General features: G+C 59.8%; 24 protein-coding genes. 15 read left to right on the forward strand and 9 right to left on the reverse strand.

Annotation, left to right across the window (positions count from 1 at the left end):
- Nucleotides 1-37: 37 nt before the first annotated feature.
- From ispG to map, 3 genes are all read left to right on the forward strand, one after another.
- Nucleotides 38-1,201: a flavodoxin-dependent (E)-4-hydroxy-3-methylbut-2-enyl-diphosphate synthase gene (gene ispG / locus MHK00_RS00680; RefSeq protein ID WP_179386645.1), complete on the forward strand. Its 1,164-nt coding sequence runs from the start codon at nt 38-40 to the stop codon at nt 1,199-1,201.
- An 81-nt stretch (nt 1,202-1,282) separates the two neighbouring features.
- Complete coding sequence (locus MHK00_RS00685; protein WP_250410040.1) at nt 1,283-3,136, forward strand: penicillin-binding transpeptidase domain-containing protein; 1,854 nt, start codon at nt 1,283-1,285, stop codon at nt 3,134-3,136.
- Nucleotides 3,137-3,202: 66 nt separating this feature from the next.
- A complete protein-coding gene (gene map / locus MHK00_RS00690) occupies nt 3,203-4,072 on the forward strand; it encodes a type I methionyl aminopeptidase (RefSeq protein ID WP_250410041.1) in 870 nt (289 codons plus the stop codon).
- Nucleotides 4,073-4,266: 194 nt separating this feature from the next.
- On the opposite strand, the gene MHK00_RS00695 is transcribed toward map, so the two are convergent.
- The 4 genes from MHK00_RS00695 to MHK00_RS00710 form a co-directional block, all read right to left on the reverse strand.
- Nucleotides 4,267-4,665 (reverse strand): hypothetical protein, encoded by a 399-nt coding sequence (locus MHK00_RS00695; protein ID WP_005328707.1) that lies wholly within the window; start codon nt 4,663-4,665, stop codon nt 4,267-4,269.
- A gap of 48 nt (nt 4,666-4,713) precedes the next feature.
- A complete protein-coding gene (locus tag MHK00_RS00700; protein WP_005328705.1) occupies nt 4,714-5,106 on the reverse strand; it encodes a hypothetical protein in 393 nt (130 codons plus the stop codon).
- Nucleotides 5,107-5,428: 322 nt separating this feature from the next.
- Nucleotides 5,429-6,826: a mycothione reductase gene (gene mtr / locus MHK00_RS00705; protein WP_250410042.1), complete on the reverse strand. Its 1,398-nt coding sequence runs from the start codon at nt 6,824-6,826 to the stop codon at nt 5,429-5,431.
- A gap of 27 nt (nt 6,827-6,853) precedes the next feature.
- Nucleotides 6,854-7,882, reverse strand: a complete 1,029-nt coding sequence (locus MHK00_RS00710) for an alpha/beta hydrolase (RefSeq protein ID WP_250410043.1) — start codon at nt 7,880-7,882, stop codon at nt 6,854-6,856.
- A gap of 264 nt (nt 7,883-8,146) precedes the next feature.
- Between MHK00_RS00710 and mqo the strand changes: the two genes are divergently transcribed.
- On the forward strand, nt 8,147-9,643 hold the full coding sequence (gene mqo / locus MHK00_RS00715; RefSeq protein ID WP_005325195.1) for a malate dehydrogenase (quinone): 1,497 nt from the start codon (nt 8,147-8,149) through the stop codon (nt 9,641-9,643).
- A gap of 85 nt (nt 9,644-9,728) precedes the next feature.
- Here the strand turns inward: mqo and MHK00_RS00720 are convergent, their stop codons facing one another.
- Nucleotides 9,729-11,084, reverse strand: coding sequence for a protein adenylyltransferase SelO (locus MHK00_RS00720; protein WP_250410044.1), 1,356 nt, complete (start codon nt 11,082-11,084; stop codon nt 9,729-9,731).
- Nucleotides 11,085-11,906, reverse strand: coding sequence for a PhzF family phenazine biosynthesis protein (locus MHK00_RS00725; RefSeq protein ID WP_250410045.1), 822 nt, complete (start codon nt 11,904-11,906; stop codon nt 11,085-11,087).
- 67 nt (nt 11,907-11,973) lie between these two features.
- On the opposite strand from MHK00_RS00725, the gene MHK00_RS00730 reads away from it, so the two are divergent.
- The 5 genes from MHK00_RS00730 (at nt 11,974) to MHK00_RS00750 (ending at nt 16,987) form a co-directional block, all read left to right on the forward strand.
- Entirely contained in the window at nt 11,974-13,158 is a 1,185-nt protein-coding gene (locus MHK00_RS00730; protein ID WP_250410046.1) for a sensor histidine kinase, read from the forward strand.
- The gene (locus tag MHK00_RS00735; RefSeq protein ID WP_200435505.1) at nt 13,151-13,894 is read left to right on the forward strand and encodes a response regulator; all 744 of its coding nucleotides are present in this window, start codon (nt 13,151-13,153) and stop codon (nt 13,892-13,894) included. Before MHK00_RS00730 ends, MHK00_RS00735 begins: the two co-directional genes overlap by 8 nt.
- A gap of 66 nt (nt 13,895-13,960) precedes the next feature.
- Nucleotides 13,961-14,860: an ABC transporter ATP-binding protein gene (locus tag MHK00_RS00740; RefSeq protein ID WP_040425320.1), complete on the forward strand. Its 900-nt coding sequence runs from the start codon at nt 13,961-13,963 to the stop codon at nt 14,858-14,860.
- A 33-nt stretch (nt 14,861-14,893) separates the two neighbouring features.
- Nucleotides 14,894-15,646: an ABC transporter permease gene (locus MHK00_RS00745; protein WP_250410047.1), complete on the forward strand. Its 753-nt coding sequence runs from the start codon at nt 14,894-14,896 to the stop codon at nt 15,644-15,646.
- A gap of 27 nt (nt 15,647-15,673) precedes the next feature.
- The gene (locus tag MHK00_RS00750; RefSeq protein WP_040425276.1) at nt 15,674-16,987 is read left to right on the forward strand and encodes a DUF4921 family protein; all 1,314 of its coding nucleotides are present in this window, start codon (nt 15,674-15,676) and stop codon (nt 16,985-16,987) included.
- 16 nt (nt 16,988-17,003) lie between these two features.
- Here the strand turns inward: MHK00_RS00750 and yaaA are convergent, their stop codons facing one another.
- Entirely contained in the window at nt 17,004-17,726 is a 723-nt protein-coding gene (gene yaaA / locus MHK00_RS00755) for a peroxide stress protein YaaA (RefSeq protein WP_250410048.1), read from the reverse strand.
- A gap of 31 nt (nt 17,727-17,757) precedes the next feature.
- On the opposite strand from yaaA, the gene MHK00_RS00760 reads away from it, so the two are divergent.
- Complete coding sequence (locus tag MHK00_RS00760) at nt 17,758-19,527, forward strand: proline--tRNA ligase (RefSeq protein ID WP_250410049.1); 1,770 nt, start codon at nt 17,758-17,760, stop codon at nt 19,525-19,527.
- A gap of 40 nt (nt 19,528-19,567) precedes the next feature.
- The gene (locus MHK00_RS00765) at nt 19,568-19,930 is read left to right on the forward strand and encodes a DoxX family protein (RefSeq protein WP_034668463.1); all 363 of its coding nucleotides are present in this window, start codon (nt 19,568-19,570) and stop codon (nt 19,928-19,930) included.
- Nucleotides 19,931-20,051: 121 nt separating this feature from the next.
- Here MHK00_RS00765 and MHK00_RS00770 read toward each other — a convergent pair whose 3' ends face one another.
- Both MHK00_RS00770 and MHK00_RS00775 read right to left on the reverse strand, forming a co-directional pair.
- Complete coding sequence (locus MHK00_RS00770; protein WP_285439594.1) at nt 20,052-20,381, reverse strand: transglycosylase family protein; 330 nt, start codon at nt 20,379-20,381, stop codon at nt 20,052-20,054.
- A 181-nt stretch (nt 20,382-20,562) separates the two neighbouring features.
- On the reverse strand, nt 20,563-21,414 hold the full coding sequence (locus MHK00_RS00775) for a DUF4439 domain-containing protein (RefSeq protein WP_250410050.1): 852 nt from the start codon (nt 21,412-21,414) through the stop codon (nt 20,563-20,565).
- Nucleotides 21,415-21,452: 38 nt separating this feature from the next.
- Here MHK00_RS00775 and rimP point away from each other — a divergent pair, with 38 nt between their 5' ends.
- The 4 genes from rimP to infB all read left to right on the forward strand — a co-directional run bounded on the left by rimP (nt 21,453) and on the right by infB (nt 26,402).
- Nucleotides 21,453-21,992, forward strand: a complete 540-nt coding sequence (gene rimP, locus MHK00_RS00780) for a ribosome maturation factor RimP (protein ID WP_250410051.1) — start codon at nt 21,453-21,455, stop codon at nt 21,990-21,992.
- Between the two features lie 23 nt (nt 21,993-22,015).
- On the forward strand, nt 22,016-23,032 hold the full coding sequence (gene nusA, locus MHK00_RS00785; protein WP_005328685.1) for a transcription termination factor NusA: 1,017 nt from the start codon (nt 22,016-22,018) through the stop codon (nt 23,030-23,032).
- 84 nt (nt 23,033-23,116) lie between these two features.
- Nucleotides 23,117-23,464 (forward strand): YlxR family protein, encoded by a 348-nt coding sequence (locus MHK00_RS00790; RefSeq protein WP_049361181.1) that lies wholly within the window; start codon nt 23,117-23,119, stop codon nt 23,462-23,464.
- Nucleotides 23,465-23,570: 106 nt separating this feature from the next.
- A complete protein-coding gene (gene infB, locus MHK00_RS00795) occupies nt 23,571-26,402 on the forward strand; it encodes a translation initiation factor IF-2 (RefSeq protein WP_250410052.1) in 2,832 nt (943 codons plus the stop codon).
- Nucleotides 26,403-26,640: the final 238 nt, after the last annotated feature.

The raw sequence follows: 26,640 nt of genomic DNA on the forward strand, positions 1-26,640 counted from the left end.
ACCGTATGTATTTACTGTGCTTCAACAAGGAGAATTCATGTCGACCCCCATCGGTCTAGGAATCCCAGACGGCCCACCACCAGTCCTGCACCCGCGCCGCAAGACTCGTCAGCTGCAGGTGGGCCCGGTCGGCGTCGGCTCTGACTCGCCCATCTCGGTGCAGTCAATGACCAATACCAAGACGCACGACATCAACGGCACGCTGCAGCAGATCGCACAGCTGACCGCTTCCGGCTGCGATATCGTGCGTGTGGCTTGCCCTAAGCCCATCGACGCGGAGGCACTTCCGGCCATTGCCAAGAAGTCTCCGATCCCGGTGATCGCGGATATCCACTTCCAGCCGAAGTACATCTTCCAGGCCATCGATGCTGGTTGCGCCGCCATCCGCGTAAACCCGGGCAATATCCGCGAGTTCGATGGCCGTGTGAAGGAAGTTGCTAAGGCCGCAGGCGATGCCGGCATTCCCATCCGCATCGGCGTGAATGGTGGCTCCTTGGACAAGCGCCTACTGGAAAAGTACGGCAAGGCCACCCCGGAGGCACTCGTCGAGTCCGCTATTTGGGAGGCTGGCCTCTTTGAGGAGCACGGTTATGGCGATATCGCTATTTCCGTTAAGCACTCCGATCCGGTTTTGATGGTGGAGGCCTACCGCCAGCTGGCGGAAAAGACTGATTACCCGCTGCACCTCGGCGTGACCGAAGCTGGTCCGAAGTTCATGGGCACCATCAAGTCTTCGGTTGCCTTCGGTGCACTGCTGGCAGAGGGCATTGGCGATACCATTCGCGTGTCCCTGTCCGCTCCGCCGGTAGAGGAAATCAAGGTGGGCGACCAGATTCTGCAGTCGCTCAACCTGCGCCCGCGCAAGCTGGAGATCGTCTCCTGCCCGTCCTGCGGCCGCGCCCAGGTGGACGTTTATAAGCTGGCGGAGGAAGTTACCGCCGGCTTGGACGGCATGGAGTTCCCGCTGCGCGTTGCCGTGATGGGTTGCGTTGTCAACGGCCCAGGCGAGGCCCGCGATGCCGACCTCGGCGTTGCTTCCGGCAATGGCAAGGGGCAGATCTTTGTTAAGGGCGAGGTCGTTCGCACCGTGCCGGAAGACAAGATCGTGGAAACCCTCATTGAAGAGGCCATGCGCATTGCCGATGAGCAGGGTATGGAAGCCGTGGAAGGCGCCAAGGCTGAGGTTCGCGTAACCCAGTAATTCACCCACTTTGAGCAGACTTCCCCGCACTTCGGTGTGGGGCAGTCTTTTTTGGCGCTTGCGCTGCTAGAGTGCCAAGACATGAAGAAGTTGGTCGCGCTGGTTGCAACTATCACGCTCGCCTCCACCAGCGTGGTTGCCTGTACGCCGAAGCCGGTTTCCGCGGAACCGGTGGCGGAGGAATTCCTCCGGGGGATGGAGTCCCGGAATAATGACGGTTTAGCCGCGCTTACCGACGCCCCCTCGGACGCCACCTCCGCCCTCGATGCCACCTACTCCGGCCTGCAGGCCGAGGGGCTCGACATGGAGCTTGAAGGCGTGGACCAGGATGAGAACCTCGCCACGGCGAACTACAAGGTCACCTGGGATCTGCCTAAGGATCGTACCTTGAGCTATGACACGCAGATGACGCTGACCAAGACCGAGGATGAATGGACGGTGCGGTGGAAGCCGAGCCTTATCCACCCCGACCTGGGAGCAAATCAGCACCTGGAACTGCGCGCGCTGGAAGCAGAGCGCGCCAGCGTGGTTTCTTCCAACGGGGTGGAATTGATGAGCCCGGGGTTGAATTACCGGCTGGTGGTAGATACCAGCTCGCTGGATGATGTGCGGCCCACCGCTTCCAAGGTCAGCGGCGCACTGGCTGCCGCCCACCGCCAGGATGACTCCATTGCGGAGATGGATGCCAAGGATCTGGCGAAAAAATTGGAGGATGCAGACGGCTCCTTTTCCGTCACCATGTTTACGGAGGATCAAGCCAAGACCGTGCGCCCCAAGGTGGAAGGCATAGACGGCGTGCGCCTCAATGAAGAACCGGCTCTGGTCACCCGCGACCGTGGCCTGGCACCCGATCTGATGTCGCGCGTGCGTTCCGCGGTTCAGGATGAGGTTGATGGCCAAACCGGCTGGTCCATTTCTGTGGTCAATGAGAATGGCGCAGCACTCTCTGATGTGGAAAAGCACGACCCTGATGCGGCGCCATCGATCAAGGTAGGTCTGGACTACGACGTGCAGCGTGCCGCGCAAGAGGCGGTCAATGAGCGTGCCGATTCCCAGGCCATGCTCGTAGCCATTCGGCCCTCCAATGGCGATATCTTGGCCGTCGCCCAAACCGAGAAGGCCGATGAAGATGGCGACGTAGCCCTCCAAGGCCAGTACCCTCCGGGCTCGGTGTTCAAGATTCTCACCGCCGCGGCCGGCGTAGAAAAGCAAGGGCTTAATACCGATACCATCGTTCCGTGCCCTGGCACCATGGATATCTTTGGCCGCGTGGTGACCAACTACAACGCCTTCGCCCTAGGCAGCGTTCCGCTCAGCCAAGCCTTTGCACAATCGTGCAACACTACCTTCGCGGATATTTCCACCAAGCTTAAGCCTGGTGAGTTGAAGGATATGGGCAAAAAGTTTGGCTTCGGCGTGGAATACGATATACCGGGCCTTACTACCATTACCGGTTCCATTCCGGAGGGCAAAGAACCACTCGAGCGCACTGAAGCTGGCTATGGACAGGGTTACGACTTGGCTAGCCCTTTCGGCATGGCGCTTGTCTCCGCAACGGTTGCCAATGGCAAGACGCCTACGCCCACGCTTATCGAAGGCCACGAAACCAAAGCCTCCGATAAGCCGCAGCAGATTTCGAAGCCTGTGCTAGATAACGTCCGCGCCATGATGCGCCAAGTGGTTACTAGCGGTACCGCACGCAGCATGGCGGCGGGCGGCACGATTTACGGCAAGACCGGTGAGGCCGAGATTAACGAGGGCTCGCACGCCTGGTTTACCGGTTACCGGGAAGAAGACGATATCGCCTTTGCCACCCTCGTGGTTTTGGGCGGCGGCTCCGATGTCTCGGTCAATATCACTAGCAACTTCTTGCAGAAGGTCGATGACTACCGGTCCGGACCGCACGAGGGTGCGGCTCCGCCGGCCGAAGGGTAGAAACCCCGCCTGCCCTCGTGACCCCGGCTGCTGCATTATGGGCGCAGAGGACTACCATGGGAAACCATGAGTAATCGAGGAAAGCTAAAGCCAGGCAAGCCCACTCCGATCCTCACCGTGCCGGAGAGCATCGAGCGCCCCGAGTACGTGTGGAAAGACGAGGTGCAGGAGGGCGTAGGCGAGCCCTACGTCCAGTCCCCAGAGGTTATTGAGAAGATGCGTGAGGCCTGCAAGATCGCAGCCAACGCCCTCAAGGAGGCCGGAAAGGCCGTGCAGCCGGGCGTAACCACTGATTACGTGGACCGCGTGGCGCACGAGTACATGTGCGACCACGGCGCTTACCCGTCCACGCTGGGCTACCGCGGCTTCCCCAAGTCCAGCTGCGTGTCCCTCAACGAGATTGTCTGCCACGGCATCCCGGATACCACCGTGATTGAGGATGGCGACATCGTCAATATCGATATCACCGCTTATAAGAACGGCGTCCACGGCGACAATAACGCCACCTTCCTCGCCGGTAATGTCTCCGAGGAACACCGCCTGCTGGTAGAGCGCACCAAGGAGGCCACCATGCGCGGCATCAAGGCCGCAAAGCCCGGCCGTGAGATTAACGTCATTGGCCGCGTTATTGAGTCTTATGCCAAGCGCTTCGGCTACAACGTCGTGCGCGATTTCACCGGCCACGGCGTCGGACCAACCTTCCACAACGGTCTTGTGGTCCTACACCATGACTCGACCGTGTACCGCGACATCCTTGAGCCTGGCATGACCCTAACTGTTGAGCCGATGATTAACCTCGGCTCCTTGGATTACGAGATCTGGGATGATGACTGGACCGTCCAAAACACCGACGGCAAGTTCACTGCCCAGTTTGAGCACACCCTCGTCATCACCGAAGACGGCAATGAAATCCTTACCATTCCAGATGAGGACTAGTACTTAGTCTCAGAACAAACTGAAGGCCGCCTCCATTTCCAGAGAAGGGGAGTGGAGGCGGCCTTTGTATTCTTGCCGACTTCCCACGGAGCAGTCGGCCGTATCGGAGCGACTATATATAGCAAAAAGGGCCTCGTTACAAGAACGAGGCCCGTGCAAGCCCTAGCTATCTAGAGCCAATCTGCGGCTAACAATTAGCGGCGGAAGATTGGGTCCAGGATGTGCTGCGGGATGATGCCGTTGTAAACAGCGTAGTTGTAAGCGCCGATGATTGCGCCGATAACGGAGGTGATGCCCAGTGCGGTAGCACCCTTCTTCCAGTTGGAAGCCCACTCCGGGATGGTTTCGGAGGTTTCCTTGCCGAACATGTCCTCGCCGGTGACCTGGTTGTCTGCAGTTACTACCGGCTTGCCGTCCTCGCCCGGAGTCCATGCGCCCCACTCCTTGCCCTTCTGGGTGAAGGAGCTGGAGGACAGGGAGGAACCGGTGCTCTCGTTGGCGGTGGAGGACTCTGCAGAAGCGACGGCAACGCCGCCGAAAGCTACGGTGACAGCGGTAGCAGCAGCAACGGCTGCGGTGCGGAAGTTACGCATTGTGAAAATTACCTTTCGGAAGTTTTGATTGAGCCGTGTGGCTGTTGCTTAGAAGGACGGGCCGTGTACGAAGAAGTTGTAAACAGGGCCGATGATGCCGCCGAGCAGGGCACCAACGCCTGCTACAACGGTTGCACCGTAGAAGACCTTTGCCCATGCTGGCTGGCCGGAGAAGTCCTTGGAAGAACCAAAGATGGCAACGCCGTTAGCTGCCTTGTCGCCCTCGAGCTTGTGGCCAAGCTTGGAGGACAGGGAAGGGGTGTAGTCCTCTGGAGTCTGGTCCTCGGCCTGGCCTTTACCAGTCTTGGAAGGGTTAGCCTGCTCTACGGTGACGTTGTTGCCGTTCTGGTTGACGGTGTCGGCAGCGGAAGCGACGGTGGTGCCGCCGAAGGCAACGGCGAGAGCGGTTGCGCCAGCGATTGCTGCATTGCGGATACGCATATCAAAATTCCTTAAAAGTCGTACTTGCAAGGCTTCCGCACTGGGAAACCAAAGTGTTATTGAATACACAGGTGGTATTCATAAACACGCGGTAGCCGTGTTCGTATCGGCTCGAGCCGGTGTCCCAAGTGAATTTAGTAAAACTCCCGTCCTTTTGCACGTCAAAGACTGGAAGTTCAGCGATTAACTTAATTTGGGCCCCTTTATGGTGGTGAATTTCCTGAAATTGTGAATGGGGCTTCCTTGGCGTGAAGTGGGAAAACGTCCTAAAACCTGGAAAGAAACTGGAAGAATGTGAGAAAGCTCACGTAACAATTTACTTTTACCACTCCAGTCCCAAAAGGGCATTTTCTACCACTTCTGGCAGTGCAGGGTGGATCCAATATTGGTTGCGAGTGAACTCCCGCATGTCCAACTTGTAGGCCATCGCGGTAATCAATTGCTGGATCAAGGTAGAGGCCTGTGGACCCATGAGGTGAGCACCGAGAAGCTGCCCGGTATCGCGGTCTGCCACCAGCTTGCATATGCCGGTGCTATCTTCCATAGCCCAGCCGTAGGCAACGTCGCCAAAGTTCTGTACCTTGACGGTGACGTCGAAGCCCTTCTGGCGTGCCTGCTTCTCAGTTAGGCCCACTGTGGCGATTTGTGGGTGGGTAAAGATCGCGGCAGGGACATTGTCGTGGGGCAGTGGGCGGAGATCTTCGGGGTGGAGCAGGTTGTGCTGCACGGCGCGGGTCTCCGCATTGGCTACGTGCTTTAGCATGTACGGCGAGGAGACATCGCCAAGCGCCCAAACACCCTCGGCGGTGGTGCGGCCGAACTCGTCGGTGCTCACGCGGGCGTCGGCAAGCAGCTCAATGCCTGCCTTATCCACATCCATCTGATCGCCATTTGGAGTGCGACCTGTGGCAACCAGGATTGCCTCTGCTTCTATGGACTCACCATTGTCCAATTCCAACCGCACGCCCGTGTCAGTTTCCTCGAGCTTGGTGCCATTGGCTATGCGCACGTCGAAGCGATCGCGAGCAATTTGGTTGAAGCGGCTGGACAGTTCATCGTCCAGGTGGCGCAGCAAGGTCTCGGAGCGATTGACCACGGTCACCTTGGTGCCGAGGCCGTCAAAGACATGAGCAAACTCCATGGCGATATAGCCACCGCCTACCACGATGAGGCTTTCTGGCTGGTGGTCCATGCGCATGATGTCTTCATTGGTGTAGTACTTCACGCCCGAGTTGGCATAGACCTCCGGAATGACCGGACGGGAGCCGGCGGCAATGACGATCTGGTCGCCGCTGATGACATGCTCGCCGGTCTGAATGGTCTTCGGGCCGACGAAACGGGCGTGCTCATCAAACACGGTAATGTTCGGGGTTTCTTCGCCGCGACGGTACTGTTCGCCGCCCTGGGCAATCTGGTCGATGCGGTTGGTAAAGACCCGGTCCACGATGGAATCCCAATCCACGCTAGTGACCTGAGCATCAAGGCCGAGCCGGCCGGCCTCGCGCGCCGCTAGGGCAATATCGGCGGCGTAGACATACATCTTGGTGGGAATGCAGCCTACGTTGAGGCAGGTCCCGCCAAAGGTGCCCTTTTCAATGATGGCGATTCTCCGGTCATCAAAATCCGGGCTAGGGATGGAGTTTCCGGAGCCAGTGCCGATGATGATGAGGTCGAAATGTTCCTCGGCAGCGGGCGTGTGGGACTGGTGTGAAGTAGTCACGTTTATTCCTTATATATAGGGGCTTAATTACTGAGTAGATTGTGGGGTTTCTAGGTCGGTGGGCAGCCACTTGTCACAGGCGTCAAAAGCTTCTTGGAGCGGGTCCGGAAGCGATAGGAACACATCGTGCCTAGCCCCCTTGATGGGATGCAAGGTGTAGTGGGCACTAAGTTCCTTTGCCCAGCGCCGCGTTTGCGCAACGTCGATGATGACATCTGCGTGGTTCACGCTGTCGGAGTAAGGCTGACCCAATTGGGTGCGAGTGGACTGCAGCGTCAAGATGGGGACACCGGCATCAACGCGGCCGCTGTGAATAGCATCAAAGCCGTGGAATACCGCGGCTATCCAGCCGACATATTTCTTATGGCCGGCCAATGGCTTAAAGCGAAGATCAAAATCCCATTCGCCGTAGAAATCCTTATGCACGGACTCGCCGTAAGCAGTGAGATTGCCACCGGGCAGGGGAGTCATGGGGGCGATGCGGCCCAATGTGTAGAGCAGCGGCTTGAGGGGAGTGAGGACCTGGCCGGGCACGCCCATCATGTCGAGCCACGGACTGTTCAGGATGAGGCCCGCCAAGCGCTGGTGGCGTTCTTGGTCAGTTCGGCGCAGATGATCCATCCACAGCGGGGCGATCAAGCCGCCGGTGGAGTGGGCGATGAAGATGACCTCCTCATTGGGGATGGCATCAAGTGCGGCGGTGAGATCTGTAAAGTACAGCGCCAGGTCCGAAGCATAGTGCCACGACTGGCCCGAGCGGCGCGAGCGGCCGCACTTGCGGAGATCGATGGCATAAAAGTCATAACCTTCGGCGGCAAAGTGCTCGGCTACGTGGGTGTGGAAGAAATAATCGGTCATGCCGTGTAGCCACACCAGCGCCGGGCGAGACGGGGCGGCTGACTCACGTGCAGTACCACCCGCGTGCTCCGGCGCGTAGTGCACCAGCGTGGTGACCACGTCGCCCTCGCCATCGGGGTCTGTACCCAAGTCAATGGTGGCAGCTTCATAGTCAGGGCCAAGTTTGTCCGGGCCCCATACCGGGGAGTGTGTAACCATGCTTCGATTCTAGGTGCAATGAAGAATTTATGGTGCTGCCGGTGGGGTGGAAATAGTGGGGGCGGAAATTCCCACATTTTCGCCACTGGTCTGGGGGAGAAATCCCAAATTGGATGAGAAAAGCGTAGAGTAAGGCCTTAATGCGTGACGCACTGCCAGGTTGTCATAGTGTAGCAATGGTGGCGCGGGGCGCTAAGCGCTAAAAATCAAGGCGTAGACCGCGCCGATGGATATCTATTTTCAATTCGAAGAGGTAATAACACAGTGTCCTCCGCTAAGAAGACAGCACAGGTTGTAGACGAGGTCGATGTAGCACTAATCGGTGCTGGCATCATGAGCGCCACCCTGGGTGCTATGCTCCGCGAGTTGGAGCCCAGCTGGACCCAAATGGTCTTTGAGCGCCTGGATGGCCCCGCATTGGAATCCTCCTCCCCGTGGAATAACGCCGGTACCGGCCACTCCGCACTGTGCGAGCTGAACTACACCCCGGAGAAGAATGGCCGCATTGATATCTCCAAGGCTCTGGGCATCAACGAGAAGTTCCAGAAGTCTCGCCAGTTCTGGTCCCACCAGCTCAACAACGGTATTCTCACCGACCCGAGCGAATTCATTAACCCGGTTCCGCATGTGTCCTTCGCACAGGGCGAAATCCAGGTGGATTACCTCAAGCGCCGCTATGATGTGCTGAGCGAGAAGCACATGTTCCCGGGCATGCAGTTCTCCGCAGACGATTCCGATTTTGCTGAAAAGCTGCCGCTGATGGCGAAGGGCCGTGACTTCTCCAATAAGGTGGCCATTTCTTGGACCGACGCTGGTACTGACGTCAACTTTGGTGCACTGACTAAGCAGTTCCTGACCGCGGCCAAGGCCTCCGGCACCGAGATCCGCTACGGACATGAGGTCATCGACATCAAGCGTGATGGCTCCGCGTGGAAGGTGTACTCCAAGAACAAGCACACCGGCGACATCACCGTAGTTAAGGCCAAGTTCGTCTTCGTAGGTGCCGGCGGTTACGCCCTGGACCTGCTGCGTAAGGCAAAGGTGAAGGAAGTTGCCGGTTACGCAGGCTTCCCAGTATCCGGTCTGTGGCTGCGCTCCAAGAACCCAGAGCTTATCGAGCAGCACCAGGCAAAGGTCTACGGCAAGGCTGCTGTGGGCGCCCCGCCAATGTCCGTGCCGCACCTGGATACCCGCGTTATCGACGGCGAGAAGGGCCTGCTCTTCGGACCTTACGGTGGCTGGAGCCCGAAGTTCCTGAAGAAGGGAACCTACCTGGACCTGTTCAAGTCCATCCGCCCAGACAACATCACCTCTTACCTCGGCGTTGCCGTGCAGGAGTTCGGCCTGACCAAGTACCTGGTCGATGAGGTGCGCAAGAGCTTCTCGGACCGCGTGGAAGCCCTGCGCGAGTACGTACCGGAAGCAAAGGAAAGCGACTGGGAGACCGTTATCGCTGGCCAGCGCGTCCAGGTGATTAAGCCTGCCGGTGCTCCGCAGTTCGGCTCCCTCGAGTTCGGCACCACCTTGGTGAATAACCAGGAGGGCAATATCGCCGGACTGCTCGGTGCTTCCCCGGGTGCATCCATTGCCCCGGCCGTCATGCTGGAGCTGCTGGAGCGTTGCTTCGGCGAGCACATGATTGATTGGGCAGACAAGATCCGCGAGATGGTTCCGTCTTATGGCATCAAGCTGCGCAACGATGAGAAGCTGTACGACGAGATGTGGGAGTACACCCAGAAGACCCTGAAGCTGGACCGCTAAGAGCTAGCTTTCGGCCTCACAAACCCTCGCACCACCTTCGTGACGGTGCGAGGGTTTCGTGCGTATTAGGCAGGTAATGGCAGCCCTAGGTGCCGCAGTAGGTGAGGTAGCCCTCGAGACCATGAGGATCCGGCGATTCGAACGCTGGGTTGGGCTCCCACGGGTGGGTGACCGCGTGGAGGAGCTCCTGATACGGGCCCATCTCCCCGCGTTCGGCAGCATCTAGTGCGGATTCTACGGCGAGGTTGCGCGGGATGACCCGCGGCATGGCGCTATCGACGCGGGAAGGATCGGGCGAGGACGCAAGGTAGTCATCTAAGAAGTCTCCCTCGGCAAAGAGCTCGCGGGCGTGGGTGGGGTGGCCCGCGGCGGCGTCGGCAAGAGCGCGGTGAGCCAGCGTGATATCTGGGCCGTTGAGCTGCATGGCGGCCGCATAAGAAGAAGCGACCTCCAGGGAGGTGTCCAAAGCCTGTGCTAAATCTGCTCTGCGCTGGTCCGCAAAGCGGTCGCTAAAGCCGTTGATGGATTCCTGAGCAAAGTCCATGGCCTTATTCATGTCCAAATCAAAAAGCGGCAGCAGGGATTCCGCCAAGCGGGCCAGGTTCCATCCCAGAATGGAGGGCTGATTGCCAAAGGCGTAACGGCCCTGCCTATCGATGCTGGAAAAGACCGTCGCAGGCGAATAGGCCTCCATAAAGGCACAGGGGCCATAGTCAATGGTCTCGCCAGAGATGGTGGTGTTATCCGTATTCATCACGCCATGAATAAAGCCCAAGCGCATCCAGTGGGACACGGTGCGGATCTGCGCATCCATCACCTGGGTGAAAAACTCCTGGTAGTCCGCGCCAGGGTAGTGTCGCGCAATGGCATAGTCGGCCAACTGGCGGGTGTAATCCGTCTGCGCGGCTAGGTGAAAAGTACCGACGCGGATATGGCTGGCCGCTACCCGTACCACAATGCCGGCCGGTTGCACGTGCCCGCGCTGAATGGGCCGACCGGTGGAAATAACCGCCAGCGCCCGGGTGGTGGGAACGCCCAAGGCATGCATAGCTTCAGAGACTAGGTACTCGCGCAGCATGGAAGACAGCGTTCCGTGGCCATCGGACCCGAGGCGGGAAAAGGGAGTAAGCCCAGTTCCCTTGGCATGGAGATCCCACAGCCGGCCGTCCTTTTCCACCTCGCCCAAGAGCATGGCCCGGCCGTCTCCCATCTGCGGGTTAAACGCGCCGAATTGGAAGCCGGAATAGGCCATGGCGTGGCCGCCTGCTCGGCCGGTAAGGAAATCTATGCCTTCGGAGGAGCGCAGCCAGTCCGGGTCAAAGCCCAACTGCCTGGCTAGTTCCTCGTTCAGGATGACCATCTGTGGGTTCGGTTGCTCCTCACCCTCGGTGGGGCGAACCAAGTGGGGAAGCTTCTGGGCAAAATCGTGGTGTAGCTGCATCTAAACCTCCAGTGTTCCGCGCACGCGAATCTGGGCGCGGCCGCCCACCCAAATATCCGTGCCGTCATCGTTGATAAATACTTCGCCCGCCCGGCCAATTTGGCTGCCTTGTGTTGCTGTATAGCGCGGCGGCACCAAGTTACGCGAGCGCATAAACTGCGCGGCGCCGCCATTGAAAGAACCGGTGACTGGGTCTTCGAATTGGGTGGTAAAGGCCCGCACCTCATAGGCCGGCTCGCCCTTTGCGGCTTTGGGGTTAAGGCCCACTACGCCGACCTTGGGCCGCTCGGCCCGGGGCTCAATCGCGCGCACCGCTGCGGCATCGCGCAATTGAAGCAGGCGCCAGCCCGGGCCATTGTCCACCCAGCCATGGTCCACAATATCTGAGCTTTCTAGCCCCAGCCCAGCGCAGGCCTCCTTCAGCTCCGCCGGGCTCAGCGGTTCTTCGCGGCGCAGCGGCGGGGTAGCGAAGGAAAAAACTTCGCCCTCTTCGCGGACGGTTACCAAGCCCACGCCGCATTCTTGGACGATAGTTCCCTCTGACTGCGGGCTATTGCCCAGCGCCCGCCACGCGGCAGCGCTACCCAAGGTGGGGTGGCCGGCAAAATCAAACTCTTCGTACGGGGTGAAAATGCGCACGCGGTAGTCCGCGCGGGCGTCGTGAGGTTTGAGCAAGAAGGTAGTCTCAGAAAAGTTGGTCCAGTTCGCGATTGCCTGCATCTGCTCGGTACTTAGGCCGTCGGCGCCCGCGATCACCGCCAAGGCATTGCCGTTAAAGGCACCCGTGGCAAAAACATCAACCTCAAAGAACTCGTGGTGCATGCCCGCCAGTCTAGTCAGCCCCAGGGATGAGGACTAAAGCTTAGAGCCTGCGCTAGCCTAGAAAATCATGAAGAAGCTATGGCCCGATGCACTTCGCGCGTGGGTAGGCCCACCGTGGAGAATTATCATTCCGTTGGTTTTCTGGGTTTCTTCGGTGCCGGCGGCAGAAGGTGTTATTGATAGAACCTCGCTTTTCCAGGAGCTGGTTCTCGTAGTTTATGCAGTCGGTATTCCACTAGCACTCTGGCTACATCCTAAGCTCAAGGAATACGCCATTGGGTTTATTGCGATCACATTAACGGTGTGCATCTTTACCCCGCTGGCTGCAATGGGTAACGCTCACTTCTTCCCAGTGGCATACTGCGTATTTCTTATAGGCGCTCATTCACCCAAGCGCTTACAACGGTTCTGGATAGGGTGGATTGCCTTAGGCACCTTGGCGGCCACTGCAGCGGACCTTTATGGGCGGAGACTCATAGATGGCATCGACTTTGGTCTGGAAGATGCCAGCATCGGCCCTCTGCCTGCTTTCGGCTCAGTCATTGCCATCGCGTGGCCGGTCATGGGATTTTTCTTCTTGCTTGGCACCAATGACCGCAAAAAGCGCGAGGATCAGCAATTGCTGAAAGAGCGCGCGGAAATGGCCGGCGCGGTAGAGCGCAACCGCATTGCCCGCGAGATGCATGACATCGTGGCGCATAACTTAGCGGGCGTTATCGCTCTTGCCGACGGCGCCCGGTTCGCCGCCGCCAAAAATCCCGCAGCGGCCACAGAAGCCTTGGAAACCATCGCCTCTACCTCCCGCGATTCCCTCAAGCAGATGCGCGGTTTGCTCTCTGTGCTGCGAGATGGAGATTCCCGCGCCGATACCAAGGCGCCCGGCGCGAGTGATATCGCAGGACTCATCTCGGAAGCCCGCCGCAGCGGTTTCGATATCATCGTGCACGGGCTGGAGGACCTGCCGACCGAAAGCGACGAACTCTATCAGTTCACCGTCTACCGCGTGGTGCAAGAGATTTTGACCAATATGCTCAAGCATTCCCGCGATAAAAGGGGAGTGCTGCGCTTCCGCTCTACTGGAAACGGCCTAGTATTGAGTGCCGAAAATCCGGCCGCACGCATGCCGGATAATCACAAGCCCGGCTACGGACTTATTGGAATGAGCGAGCGTGTCAAGGCCTATGGCGGCAGCGTTGCTACCCGCACCGAGGATGGACACTTCTTTATTACCGTGGAGGTACCCAATGACTAACCCTGAGCAGCCAACAGGTGCGCCCGCTGGCCCCATCCGTATCGGCCTAGTCGATGATCAGCCCCTCGTGCGCGCCGGGTTCGCCATGCTCCTTGGCTCCCAAGAGGATTTGGACGTTGCCTGGCAGGCATCCGATGGAGATGAAGTCCTCGACCTCGCCCGCGCGCAACCTGCCGATATTGTGCTCATGGATGTCCAGATGGCCCGCGTCAATGGCATCGCCGCCACAGAAAGGCTGCTGCCGGAATTCCCGGACACCCAGGTCATTATGTTAACCACCTTCGATGACCAGAACTTTGTTCACGGAGCAATTTCCGCTGGGGCCTCCGGATTCCTGCTTAAAGACGTCGAACCGGAGGAGCTCCTCGCCGCTATTCGTACCGTACATTCCGGCGAGGCCGTCCTATCACCGCGCATTACCGCCCAGGTGCTGCAGCAACTGCGCAGCGAGCAGTCTGCAGCACAGCCCGATTTACATGCCACCCCCGTTGCAGCAGCAGCTACCGCCCCTCCGGCCGAAGATCTCACGCCACGCGAGCTGGACGTCCTCAAGCTGATGGCACTGGGGTATTCGAATACCGAAATCGCGGAGTGCGAGTTCGTCTCCATGGCCACGGTCAAGACTCACGTGCGCCACATCTTGACGAAAACCGGCTCGCGTGACCGCGTGCATGCCGTGCTCTACGCGCTTACTCATGGCGTGGTTTCGGTGGAGGAACTGCTCTCTCATCCCTAGGTATGACCTGCTAAATCACTCCCAAGGATGGTTACTTTGTGCCGGTCAGGCGGCACGATGGGAACCATGCTCAAAGTTTCACACCTTTCCAAGAATTTCCGCTCCTTTAAAGCAGTAGATGACCTCTCCTTCGAGGTTCCAGACGGTCAAGTCACCGGCTTCCTCGGACCGAATGGTTCCGGCAAGTCCACCACCATGCGCATGTGCGTGGGTCTGGAGACTCCGACTTCCGGCACCGCGACTTTTGATGGCACGCCTTTCCGTGAACTGTCCAATCCCGCCACCATGGTGGGCACCTTGCTGGATGCGAACTGGTTCCACCCGGGCCGCAGCGCCCGTGCTCACCTGGGCTACATGGCCGCGTTGCAGGGCGTGTCTATGAACCACGTGGATGACACCTTGGACCGCGTCGGCCTTACCCAGGTAGCCACTAAGCGCGTGGGCGGCTATTCGCTAGGCATGAAGCAGCGCCTGGGCCTTGCTTGTGCGCTCATCGGCGAGCCGAAGCACTTGCTTCTCGACGAACCCGTCAACGGCCTCGACCCCGAAGGCGTGCACTGGATGCGTGCCCGCATCCGCGAATTCGCCGAGGCCGGTTGCTCGGTCCTCGTATCTTCCCACCTGCTTTCGGAAATGCAGCTCACCGCAGACCGCCTCGTAGTCATCGGCAAAGGCAAGCTGCTGGGCGAGGGCACCATGGATGAATTCGTCAACGGAACTGGTGGCGCAAGCCTCGAAGTCATCGTTGACCAGCCCGATGAACTCCTGCGCCTATTGCACGGCACCGATGCGGAAACCTCCTTTGACGGTGAGGTCCTGCGCGTGCGCGGCCTCGAAGGCTCCGACATCGGCCGCATCTGCCTGGATAACCGCATTCTTATCTCCAGCTTGGAACGCAAACAGCCCTCCTTGGAAGAGGCCTACCTCGGCGCGACCGCCGACCACGTGGCCTACCGCTCCGCCTAAACGCATAACTCAACCTTTAAGGACAGATTTTCAATGAATACTGTGGTTTCAGAATCCCGCAAACTCTTTTCTCTTCGCTCTACCTGGGTCTACCTCGCCATCGTGGCACTCGGCATGGCCGCCGGCGGCGTGCTTACGGCCTGGGGCTATGACTTCAACGGCACCGCGGACGGCAAGTTTCAATCCAGTGATGTCTTGGCAGCTAGTGACCTCGCCATGGTGGTGATGATCTTTGCATCCGCGATGATGGTCGGAGGTGACCTGGGAAAGGGAACCGTTGCATGGTCTTATCTTTCCTCCAATCGCCGCGTTGGCATAGTGCTCAGCCAATTCTTAGTCATCCTGGTATCACTCTTGCTCGCTGCCACGCTGGGTATAGCTGTGGGAACCTTGCTGATTGCGGCACTCGGCGGCGATATTGACTTCACAAGCTTTCACCAGTGGCCGGATTGCAACCGAGTGGTGTTTGCTTACCTGGAATGGGCCGGCTTTAGCCTGCTGGCTATGGGGTTGGCTTATCTCTTGCGTAGCGGCACATTTGCGGCGATGATCCTCGTGGTGGAGTTCTTTGTTCTTGAAACTGCGCTTATGGCATTTGACGCTTCGTGGGCAGAAGCGTTGTTGAGCTGCCTGCCCTTCGCCAATATGCAGACCTTGGTCCTGGGTAGCGATTTGGGCCCCTTGGACCATTCCCGCGGTGTGTCTGCTTTGATTCTGGGCGTCACGCTGGCAGTCTGCGTCGGCGGTGCGTGCGCAGTGTCCCGCCGTCGGTCCGTCGCCAAATAACTCCCAGAACTAACTACGCTGGTGGGCATGAGTGATGCACTTTTTGCCCGCATAGAACCTATCCAGACCATGCGGGATGGCACGGTCAAGCAGGTCAACCCGTTCTCCGGGACCGAAGTGTGGACCGTGCCGGGCCGCGGCAACCGCCCGCTGTCCACGCCAGTGGCTAACCCGCAGCCACTGCAGGAAGAAGACTTCACCCACCGCTGCGCCTTTTGTTCAGGGCGCATGACTGATACCCCGCCGGAAAAGGCCCGCATCCTGCCGTCCGGCGGGATTGTGCGTGGATTGCCCTTGAGCGAATACGGCCACACCGTCCCGGCCTTTCGCCGCATTCCAAATCTGTTTGAAATCGTCTCCTTTGACTATTGGCACGCCAACTACGGCTTCGACATGGATGCTGAGACCCGCCAACGCATGGACAACTACCTTGCAGATCCTGCCGGCCGTGAACATGTGCTCAATATCGTGCGCACGAAGCGAAAGGCAGCGCACCTGCCCGAGGCAAGCGACGAGGAACTTATAGAACAGGCGGCGGGCTTTTTCGCAGGTGGCCACGACGTCATCGTGGCGGGCCGCCATTTTGAGCGCGGTGCACAGGATGATTCCCAAGTGGTATCTTCCGGCACCCTCAGCGCCGAAGAGCACCTGCTCTTTATGCAGCTGACTATTGACGCCATGCGCGACCTCTACGAACGCAACCGCTACGCACCCTATGTGGTGGCCTTCCAAAATTGGCTGCAGCCAGCCGGCGCCTCCTTTGAGCACCTGCACAAGCAACTCGTTGCCATCGATGACCGCGGCATGGCCTCCCACCGGGAGGTACAGATGCTGCGCAGCAATATGAATATGTACAACGAGTGGGCGGTGGACTATGCCGCTAGCCGCAACCTCATCATTGCGGAAAACGACCATGCCGTCCTCTTCGCCGGCTTTGGGCACCGCTATCCCACCTTGGAGGTCTACTCCAAGTCCGCGACCTGCGAGCCGTGGCGGCAGTCGGAAGAAGAAATCCGCGCCATGAGCGACCTCGTCCATGCTGCCCACGCTGCTGTCGGCCGCGAGGTTCCCTGCAATGAGGAGTGGCACCACAAGCCTGCCGATGTCGACGTCGCTCAGCCATGGCGCATTCTCATCAAGCTCCGCATTTCTACCCTTGCCGGATTCGAAGGCGGCACCAAGATTTATCTCAACACCATCTCGCCCTGGGATCTGCGTGATAGGGTAGTTAGCCAGCTTTATTCCTTGCGCGAGTCCGGACATGTTGCCCGCTCGGTCCGCGTGGCTACCGAATGTTCGGTACAGCGCAATAGCCTGCTGTATAACCCGCAGCTGCGCTAAGCGGGCAGCGTTGGGCTCAGCGCTTGACGACGAGCGTAAGCTCACTCGACCCAGGCCCCGGCTCCTCAACGGTCATACCCGCGGCGCGCGCGATGGCGGCAACGTCGGCGGCGCTATAGGCGTCGGCAGGCGAGAGCGCCAACTCGCGGGCTAACAGGCCCTTGTAGTGCTTATTGAAGTGGCTGACCACCTTGCGCGATCCATCGTCCTGCACGCTTTCCACCCGTACCGTTACCGCATCCTTTACCCGGCCGAGCTGCTGGTAAGTGCCCGAGCGCAGATCCACAATAAGCTCGTCCACCCCCTCGAGCGCCTGCGTAATCTGCTTGCCCCAGCGCGACTTCATGGTGCGGCCGCCAAGCTTCGAGCCACCCGAAAGCCGGTAATGCGGAATGGGGTCGCTGGCGCGGAGGACACCAAAGAGGGCGTCGCCAATAGCAAGGCGATCCCATGTGGGCAGGGAAGGGGCATCCAAGGCATCAAAAAGCACGCCGGTATAACGCAACACGGCCGGCATGGTGGGGGTGGTAAAAAGCCCCTGGTTGGATTCGGCCTCACCGCGCAGCTTTTCCGAAAGCTTGAGTACCTCCATGGCCTCGTCTACCGGAAGAGACTGCAGCTCAGCGGCAATTTCTCGTCGGGTGGCATGCAATTGCGGAAAGGACAGCTGGCTGAAGTTCAGGGGCTGTCCCGTACCGCCATGGGCCTTAGTTTCTGAAGGAGGGAGGATAATGAGCATATATACAGGGTAGCGGGGTATATTTTTGTGCATGATTACCCGCCTTTCTGAACTATTTCTCCGAACCCTTCGTGAGGACCCCGCCGATGCCGAGGTCCCTAGCCACAAGCTGCTCGTACGCGCCGGTTATGTACGCCGCGTCGCGCCGGGCGTGTATACCTGGCTGCCGTTGGGTTTGCGCACCCTGCGCAAGATTGAAGATGTAGTCCGTCAGGAAATGGACGCCATTGGCGGCCAGGAAATGCTATTTCCTGCCCTGCTGCCGCGCGAGCCTTATGAAAAGACCAACCGTTGGGTGGAATACGGCGATAACCTCTTCCGCCTCAAGGACCGCAAGAACGCAGATATGCTGCTTGGCCCTACCCACGAGGAAATGTTTGCCAGCGCGGTCAAGGATATGTACTCCTCCTATAAGGATTTCCCGGTCACGCTGTATCAGATTCAGACCAAGTACCGCGATGAGGAGCGCCCCCGCGCTGGTGTGCTGCGTGGCCGCGAATTCACGATGAAGGATTCTTACTCCTTCGACATGACCGATGAGGGCTTGGACGAGTCCTACGGCCGCCACCGCAAGGCGTATCAGAATATCTTCAACCGCCTAGAGATCGATTACGCCATCTGTAAGGCCACCTCTGGTGCCATGGGCGGCTCCGCCTCCGAGGAATTCCTCGCCGTATCTGAGGTAGGCGAGGATACCTTTGTGCGCTCCACCGAGGGCGACTACGCAGCCAACGTCGAGGCCGTGGTGACCCCAGCACCGGCGGAGAAGGATATTGAGGGCCAGCCAGAGGCACAGGAGCATGACACCCCGGGAGCAGAGACCATTGAGAAGCTGGTCGAATGGGCCCAGGGCGCAGGCATTACTGTCGACGGCCGCGAGGCCACCGCTGCAGACACCCTCAAGTGCATGATGGTCAAGCTCTACCACCCGTCCGCAGAGAGCGAAGAGCGCGAGTCTGAATTGGCTGCCGTTCTCATCCCTGGCGATCGCGAGTTGGATGAGAAGCGCCTTGAGGCCGCACTCGAGCCGGTGGAGTTTGAGTTGGCCGGGGACAAGGACTTTGCAGACAATGACTTCCTAGTCAAGGGCTATGTTGGCCCGCGCGCTCTAAATGCCAATGGCATCAAGGTCCTGGCCGATCCACGCGTGGTCAAGGGTACGGCGTGGATTACCGGCGCCGATGCGAGCGAGCGCCACGTGGTTGGCTGCGTAGCCGGCCGCGATTTCACCGTGGATGAGTTCATTGAGGCCGCTGAGGTTAAAGAAGGCGACCTGGCTCCCGATAACCAAGGCACCTTGACCTTGGAGCGCGGCATTGAGCTCGGCCATATCTTCCAGCTGGGCCGCAAATACACCGAGGCCTTTGACGTGCAAATCTTGGATGAGAACGGCAAGCGTGCCGTTCCCACCATGGGATCCTATGGCATTGGCATTACCCGCATGCTGGCCGTCCTGGCTGAGCAGCGCCACGATGACAAGGGCCTCAACTGGCCGGTTGCCGTCACTCCTTACCAAGTGCACGTGGCCGTGGCTAACAAGGACGCCGCCGCCATGGAGGCCGGCGACAAGCTGGTAGAGGAGCTATCTGCCAAGGGACTTGAGGTGCTCTTCGATGACCGCCCAAAGGTCTCCCCAGGCGTGAAGTTCAAGGATGCAGAGCTCCTTGGCATGCCCTTCGTGGCCATCTTGGGCCGTGCCTTCAAGGAAGGCAAGATTGAGCTGCGCATCCGCGGGGGAGAGACCCTCGAGGTTCCTGCCGAGGACATCGTGGACAAGATCCTCGAGCTCGTGCGCGGCTAATTGTCCTCGCACGGGCCCGCGGCGGGGTACCGTGGAAGGCATGAACTTTCAAAAGAATGGGCTTTCCACGGTGCTTTCAGCAATGGGCGTACTGCACTTTGTGAAGCCGAAGACTTTCGAATCCATTGTCCCGCCGCAACTGCCAGGTCCTGCGCGCTTCTATAACTTTGCTTCGGGCCTGTGGGAGATTGCCACCGGTGCTTTGCTTCGCCGCCGCGCCACCCGCGGCTTCGGCGGTGCTTCCGCACTCGCGCTCTTTGCTGCGGTGTGGCCGGCCAATATGTACCACGCCTGGATTGAGCGCAAGGCAGGGTGGCCAAAGAAGCTCTACCACATCATCCGCCAGCCGCTGCAGGTGTTGTTGATGATGTATGCCTGGAATATCGCCAAGCATGAGGCCTAAAGCCACAATGGCTGCATGCTAGCCAGCCAGGTGGACACAAAAGCCGGCCTCCTCCCTTGCTCCGCGGGGTTCCGCGGGAAGGGGAGGAGGCCGGCTTCGTGTTAAATGCCGAAGCTAGAAACTAGCCGGCGACGGGGCCGCCGCAGTTAGGCCAAGCGCCAGCACCCTGGGTGGCCAGGACGCTTTCGGCCACGGCAATCTGTTGCTCGCGGGTTGCCTGGTCAGCGGTCGGGGCGTACTGAGTGCCGCCATTGGCAGCCCAGGTCTGCGCGTTGAACTGCAGACCACCCTGGTAACCGTTTCCGGTATTGATGTGCCAGTCACCGCCGGACTCGCAAGCAGCTACCTGATCCCAGGCGCTAGCCGGTGCGGCGGTAGCAGCAGGCGCGGCCAAGCCAGCAAGGCCGAGTGCCGCGGCGGATACGGTCAACATGGTCTTCTTAGAACGCATTGAGAGGAAACTCCTTCTCTTTGTGTCTGTTTAGCTTGCGGAATCTCCTGCAAGCTCATGGTGAACCAACCTACGCATGCTGGAGGAGCCGAGGCAATGCATAGGGCCGTAGAGGTTGCTGCCATTTCGCTGGCCCGTTGTCAGGGGATGGACAGGTGGGGCTGGCCGGGGTGGTAGTGGTCTAGCGCATGCCGTGGGACTCCGCCGCGATACCAATGAGCCACGTAACCCATTCCTGATCCGGGGATTCTTCTTGCGCTGCACCTGTGGCGGCGGCGGACCACTTGCGGCCGTCGTTTTCGGCAAGGCCATCGATAAAGCCCAGCGCGGAAGCAGAATCGTGGGGTAGTTCTTGCTCTCCGGAAGTATAGGCCGACTCCGGCTGCGGAATGTTGCCGTAACGGGCTAGTGCATACTGGAGGGCGTCGATGCGGCGATGATGAACAGCTAGGCGATGATCCACCTTGTCCTCGTGCTCGGGGCCAACGTAGGCGCGCGCGAAATCTAGACCGTATACCTGCTCATACTCCCAGCTCAGGAGATCAGCAGCGCTTTTTTGCTCCGGTTGGGAAAGCTCGGGGATATCGGGGGCATCGCCAGGCAGCCAAGCATTGAGCGCGATGGCCTGCTCGGTAACTAGGGTGCGCGATTCAACGGTGACCTCATCGGCTGCCTCGGTGGTAGCGGAGGCGGCATTTTCCATAATTTCGCCAGAGTCTGCGGCGTGATTGGCCTCGGTAGGGCGCTCTACCTCGCAGGAGCGTGGGGGATTGCCAGCATCATCCGTGCCGCATAGCCGTGTAATTTCGGCATACAGGGCGTCCGCCTGGGAGCTGCGCAGCCCTGCGGCATGGTCATCGACGCCGCTGAGGGACAAGGCGTCGGTGGCGGCGGCGTCGGCAAGCGCCAGCAGCCTGCTCTCTGGCCGCGGGCCAAAATAGTCGACGACGGAATCAACCGCTTGGCACCCAGCCAAGGCGGGCAGGGTGGCGGTTGTGGCTACGAGGGTCAAAGCTATACGTCGGCGGTTCACGCAAAAGACTGTACCCCGTAGCACGTAGGCTAGTGGGCATGGCTTTCCCAGATGCACAACAATTGACCGATCTCCTGCAACCCAAACTAGCTGAGCGGGGATTGGACGTAGAAGACATTAAAACCACCAAGGCGGGAAAGAAATCCCAGGTCATTATCCGTATTGATGGCGATAAGCGCCCTAGCTCCGATGTGTTGGAGGAAGTATCCAACGAGATTTCTGCCTTCTTTGATGACAAGGAAGCGCAAGGAGAGCTGAACTTCGGCGCCGGCTATACCTTGGAGGTCTCCACCCCCGGCGTGGACCTGCTGCTCACCGCCCCGCGCCACTGGCGCCGCAATCGGGGGCGCAAGGTCTCCTTTGACCTTGGCGATGGCAAGACTCAATCGGCGCGCATTGGCGCGCTTAACGACGCCGCCGATGCCGTAATCCTCATCACGGCAAGCAAAAAGGACGTGCAGGTGCGCGCTGAACGATTGGAAAACATTGCCCGGGCAGTGGTAGAAATTGAGTTTGCACAGCCGTCCGAACAGGAGTTAGAGGCAGTGCGCAAGACGTTTGAAGAAGCCGAGAATTAACCGGCAACCGAGAGGAATGACAAGTGAATATTGATCTACAGGCACTTCGTACCATCGAGTCCGAGCGCAACGTCCCCGTAAAGGACTTGCTGGAAGCGATTGCGGGTGCCTTGTTGTATTCCTACCTGGATTACCGCGAGTCTAATGCTGGCGGCAAGGTAGAAGGTGCCAAGTCCCGCGTCGATATCGACGCCACAACCGGTGCAGTCAGCGTCATTGTCTCGGAGCGCGACCCAGAAACTGGGGAAGTAACCACCGAATACGATGACACCCCGGAAAACTTTGGACGCGTGGGCGCACAGGCCGTGCGCGAGGCCATTCTGCGCAAGCTGCGCGAGGCCGAGGCAGAGCGCACCTACGATTCCTACTCGGAGCTTACCGGCCGCGTTGTCAGCGGCATCGTCCAGCGCGATGCGCGCGCTAATGCCCGCGGAATCGTCGTGGTCCAGCTGGGCTCTGAGCTGGAGTCCCAGGATGGCATCTTGCTGCCTGCCGAGCAGATTCCGGGCGAAAAGCTTGAGCACGGTGACCGTATTAAGGCCTATGTCGTAGGCGTTAATCGCAATGGCGCCCAGGTACAGATCAATCTCTCTCGCACTCACCCGGAGCTGGTGCGTGGCCTTTTTGAGCTTGAAGTTCCAGAAGTTGCCGATGGCAGCGTAGAAATGATTGCCATTGCCCGCGAGGCAGGCCACCGTTCCAAGGTGGCCGTTGTGGGCCATGCCAAGGGCCTCAACGCTAAGGGAGCCTGCATCGGCCCGCGCGGTCAGCGCGTCAACAACATCATGCGCCAGCTCGGCGGTGAAAAGATTGACATCATCGACTTCAGCGAGGATCCCACGGTCTACGTAGGCAATGCCTTGGCCCCCTCGAAGGTGGTTAAGGTCACCGTTGTGGACAACGAGGCGCAAATCGCGCGCGTGGTGGTGCCGGATTACCAGCTGTCCCTGGCTATTGGTAAAGAGGGGCAGAATGCCCGTCTTGCTGCCCGTTTGACCGGTTGGAAGATCGATATTCACTCGGACGCTGACGCTAATTAAGGATCTGCGCTTTTGTAGCGTAGGCTAGTAAACGGCCCAGTTGCAGATTGGGGCATATTGGCGACGCGAAAAGTAAGGAGTTGGATGTCTGAGAGGCAAAGACTCCGGACCTGCATCGCTACTCGCCGCCGCCTGCCAGATACGGACTTGCTACGGGTGGTCATCGACCGTGATGATCCGCACGGCCGCCGTCTGGTAGCAGATCCACACCGCCGGCTTCCCGGCCGCGGGGCGTGGATTAGCCCCACACTTTCTGCACTCGAGCTAGCGGAGCGCAAACGCGCCTTCAAGCGCGCGCTTCGCACGTCCGCACCCGTGGACACAGGTCAGGTACGGCAGTACTTGGAAGCGCATAGCCGACAAGTACCTAGCGCGGAAGATGCCGCGTTAGATTCGTACGAACCAGAGTTACAAAGGAAGACCGAACACTGATGAGCGCACAACGATGAAGCATCAGCGATGAAAGTCCTACACACCTAACTAGGGGTCAGGCCAGTTTCCGCGGCCTTGACTCCTAGTCGATACCAAGAGGAGACAAGTGCCCGGAAAGCTACGTGTTCACGAGCTCGCAAAGCAGCTCGGAGTAACCAGCAAGGAACTGCTCGCCACCCTGAAGGAACAGGGTGAGTTTGTAAAGACTGCTTCTTCCACCATCGAACCGCCGGTGGTTAAGAAGATGCGAGCACATTATGAAGCACAGTCCGGCGGCGATGACGCCGCCGAGAAGAAGCAAGACAATAAGCCTGCCAAGGGTGCCGCTAAGAGCACCGCAAAGGCGAGCGCCCCTAAGCCGGGCTCGAAGTCTGCTGCCCCTAAACCGGGCGCAGAGGCGCCTAAGCCGGGCGCGAAGGCCGCTGCCCCGAAGCCCGGTCAGGGCGCACCGAAGCCAGGTCAGGGTGCTGCTAAGCCCGGCGCAAAGCCAGCTGCCCCGAAGCCGGGTGCTCAGGCGCCGAAGCCTGGTGCTATGGCTGCTGCACCGAAGCCTGGCCAGGGCGCACCGAAGCCAGGCCAGGCTGGCGGCAAGAAGTCGGGCGAGCGCCCGACCCCAGGCAATTCCATGCCTCGTCCAATGCCGAAGCCAGGCGGTTCCCGTCGCGTAGCCAATAACCCGTTCTCCACGGGTGGCGGCGACAACCGTCCGGGCCCCCGCCCAGGCGGCTCCAAGGGTCAGCGTGGCGGCAATAAGCCCGGCGATAACCGCGGCAAGCGCGGCGGCCAGAACGAGGGCGGAAATAGCCGCCAGGGAGGCAATAACCAGGGTGGCGGCGGTCGCCGTCCATCCCCGGCTATGATGCCGTCCCACCCGAACCCTGCGTCGATGCCGTCTAAGGCACCGAGCGGCGGTGGACGCGGCGGCCGCGGTCGCGGCGGTCACGGCGGGCCAGGCCACGGTGGCCCAGGTGGCGGCCGTCCAGGCGGCTTCCGCGGAGGCGGACGCGGCGGACGTCGCGGTGGCACCGCAGGTGCATTCGGCCGTCCAGGTGGCGCTCCACGTAAGGGCAAGAAGTCCAAGCGTCAGAAGCGCCATGAGTACGAGGAGCAGCAGAAGCATGTCGTAGGCGGCGTGCGCTTGCCCGACGGCAAGGGCCAGACCGTCCGCCTGCGTCGCGGTGCATCCCTGTCTGACTTCGCCGAGAAGATCGGCGCGGATCCAGCAGCACTGGTACAGGCACTGTTCAACCTCGGTGAAATGGTGACCGCAACCGCTTCCGTATCGGAAGATACGCTGCAGCTGCTCGGCTCCGAGATCAACTACAACGTCGAGGTCGTCTCCCCTGAGGATGAGGACCGCGAGCTGCTCGAGTCCTTCGACCTGAAGTTCGGCGAGGATGAAGGTGGCGAGGAAGCACTGGAGAATCGTCCTCCAGTCGTCTCCGTTATGGGCCACGTTGACCACGGTAAGACCCGCCTGTTGGACGCCATCCGTAAGACCAACGAGGGCGCCCGCGAGGAAGGCGGCATCACCCAGGGCATTGGTGCCTACCAAACCACGGTGGACGTGGACGGCGAGCGCACCATCACCTTCCTGGATACCCCGGGCCACGAGGCCTTTACCGCCATGCGTGCCCGTGGTGCTAAGTCCACCGACTTGGCCATCCTCGTGGTTGCCGCCGATGACGGCGTCATGCCACAGACCGTGGAGGCCATCAACCACGCCAAGGCTGCCGATATTCCGGTCGTCGTGGCCGTGAACAAGGTGGATAAGCCGGAGGCTCAGCCGGATAAGATCCGTGGCCAGCTCACCGAGTACGGCCTGGTTCCGGAAGAGTACGGTGGCGACACCATGTTCGTGGATATCTCCGCGAAGCAAGGCAAGAACATTGACCAGCTGCTTGAGTCGGTCATCCTGACCGCGGATGCCGCCTTGGAGCTGACCGCTAACCCAGACATGGACGCACAGGGCGTGGCCATTGAGTCGCACCTGGACCGCGGCCGTGGTCCGGTGGCAACGGTCATCGTTCAGCGCGGTACCTTGCACGTGGGTGACTCCATCGTCGTCGGTGATGCGCACGGCCGTGTCCGCCGCATGCTTGATGAGTTCGGCGGCGACGTCGAAGAGGCTGGCCCATCCCGTCCGGTGCAGGTCCAGGGTCTGTCCGGTGTGCCGGGTGCAGGCGATAACCTGCTCGTGGTGGAAGATGACCGCGTTGCCCGCCAGATTGCTAACCAGCGTGATGCGCGCAAGCGCTCTGCCCTGCAGGCAAAGCAGCGCAAGCGCGTCTCCCTGGAGGATCTGGACAAGGTATTGCAGGAGACTTCGACCCTCAACCTCATCCTCAAGGGCGACAACGCCGGTTCCGTCGAGGCACTGGAAGATGCCCTGCTGGATATCAAGACCGAGGACGAAGTGGAGCTCAACATCATCGACCGTGGTGTGGGCGCTGTGACCGAGACCAACGTCTCTCTCGCTGCGGCTTCCGACGCCGTCATCATTGCCTTCAACACTCGTGCGGAAGGCAAGGCGACGGAGATGGCCACCCAAGAGGGCGTGGATATTCGTTACTACACGATCATCTACAAGGCCATCGAAGAGGTCGAGGCTGCGCTCAAGGGCATGCTCAAGCCGATTTACGAGGAACGCGACACCGGTGCGGCCGAAATCCGCGCCCTGTTCAAGTCCTCCGCGGTGGGCACCATCGCCGGCTGCATGGTTACCGAGGGCAAGGTTGTCCGCAACGGCAAGGTTCGCCTGCTGCGCGATAACAACGTCATCACTGCCGACGCCAAGATTGAGTCCCTGCGTCACGAAAAGGACGACGCAACCGAGATCAAGGCCGGCTACGAGTGCGGTATGGTGCTCTCTTACCCGGATATCCAGGTAGGCGACATCATCCAGGCCTACGAAGAGGTCGAGGTTCCGCGCGACTAATCGCCGCCGTCTCAAGGCCCGCTTCCGCTCCCGCCGTCCCCACTGAATGTGCTGCCAGCACTCAGTAGGGAAGGCCCGGGGAGATGGGAAGCGGGCCTTGTGCTATTCCTGCGTCTGTGAGTTGAGGGCGCCGTGGGCGCCGCTGCCTACAGGCGCTGCCGCGACGGGTTTTCATTGTCCGGTATTCGGCACTAAACTGGTGGTTTCTTGTACCGGTTGGCGGTAATTTTAGAGATAG

Source organism: Corynebacterium tuberculostearicum, from assembly GCF_022347385.1.
GTDB lineage: Bacteria > Actinomycetota > Actinomycetes > Mycobacteriales > Mycobacteriaceae > Corynebacterium > Corynebacterium tuberculostearicum_M.

What these genes read in the sequence shown, in the direction of transcription:
- MHK00_RS00770 (WP_285439594.1), bottom strand. Translation starts at nt 20,381, where the DNA reads ATGCGTTCTAAGAAGACCATGTTGACCGTATCCGCCGCGGCACTCGGC.
- MHK00_RS00720 (WP_250410044.1), bottom strand. Translation starts at nt 11,084, where the DNA reads ATGCAGCTACACCACGATTTTGCCCAGAAGCTTCCCCACTTGGTTCGC.
- MHK00_RS00730 (WP_250410046.1), top strand. Translation starts at nt 11,974, where the DNA reads ATGAAGAAGCTATGGCCCGATGCACTTCGCGCGTGGGTAGGCCCACCG.
- MHK00_RS00765 (WP_034668463.1), top strand. Translation starts at nt 19,568, where the DNA reads ATGAACTTTCAAAAGAATGGGCTTTCCACGGTGCTTTCAGCAATGGGC.
- MHK00_RS00725 (WP_250410045.1), bottom strand. Translation starts at nt 11,906, where the DNA reads ATGCACCACGAGTTCTTTGAGGTTGATGTTTTTGCCACGGGTGCCTTT.
- MHK00_RS00685 (WP_250410040.1), top strand. Translation starts at nt 1,283, where the DNA reads ATGAAGAAGTTGGTCGCGCTGGTTGCAACTATCACGCTCGCCTCCACC.
- MHK00_RS00740 (WP_040425320.1), top strand. Translation starts at nt 13,961, where the DNA reads ATGCTCAAAGTTTCACACCTTTCCAAGAATTTCCGCTCCTTTAAAGCA.
- rimP (WP_250410051.1), top strand. Translation starts at nt 21,453, where the DNA reads ATGGCTTTCCCAGATGCACAACAATTGACCGATCTCCTGCAACCCAAA.
- map (WP_250410041.1), top strand. Translation starts at nt 3,203, where the DNA reads ATGAGTAATCGAGGAAAGCTAAAGCCAGGCAAGCCCACTCCGATCCTC.
- MHK00_RS00735 (WP_200435505.1), top strand. Translation starts at nt 13,151, where the DNA reads ATGACTAACCCTGAGCAGCCAACAGGTGCGCCCGCTGGCCCCATCCGT.
- MHK00_RS00700 (WP_005328705.1), bottom strand. Translation starts at nt 5,106, where the DNA reads ATGCGTATCCGCAATGCAGCAATCGCTGGCGCAACCGCTCTCGCCGTT.
- MHK00_RS00745 (WP_250410047.1), top strand. Translation starts at nt 14,894, where the DNA reads ATGAATACTGTGGTTTCAGAATCCCGCAAACTCTTTTCTCTTCGCTCT.
- MHK00_RS00790 (WP_049361181.1), top strand. Translation starts at nt 23,117, where the DNA reads ATGTCTGAGAGGCAAAGACTCCGGACCTGCATCGCTACTCGCCGCCGC.
- MHK00_RS00710 (WP_250410043.1), bottom strand. Translation starts at nt 7,882, where the DNA reads ATGGTTACACACTCCCCGGTATGGGGCCCGGACAAACTTGGCCCTGAC.
- MHK00_RS00750 (WP_040425276.1), top strand. Translation starts at nt 15,674, where the DNA reads ATGAGTGATGCACTTTTTGCCCGCATAGAACCTATCCAGACCATGCGG.
- yaaA (WP_250410048.1), bottom strand. Translation starts at nt 17,726, where the DNA reads ATGCTCATTATCCTCCCTCCTTCAGAAACTAAGGCCCATGGCGGTACG.
- ispG (WP_179386645.1), top strand. Translation starts at nt 38, where the DNA reads ATGTCGACCCCCATCGGTCTAGGAATCCCAGACGGCCCACCACCAGTC.
- MHK00_RS00760 (WP_250410049.1), top strand. Translation starts at nt 17,758, where the DNA reads ATGATTACCCGCCTTTCTGAACTATTTCTCCGAACCCTTCGTGAGGAC.
- MHK00_RS00695 (WP_005328707.1), bottom strand. Translation starts at nt 4,665, where the DNA reads ATGCGTAACTTCCGCACCGCAGCCGTTGCTGCTGCTACCGCTGTCACC.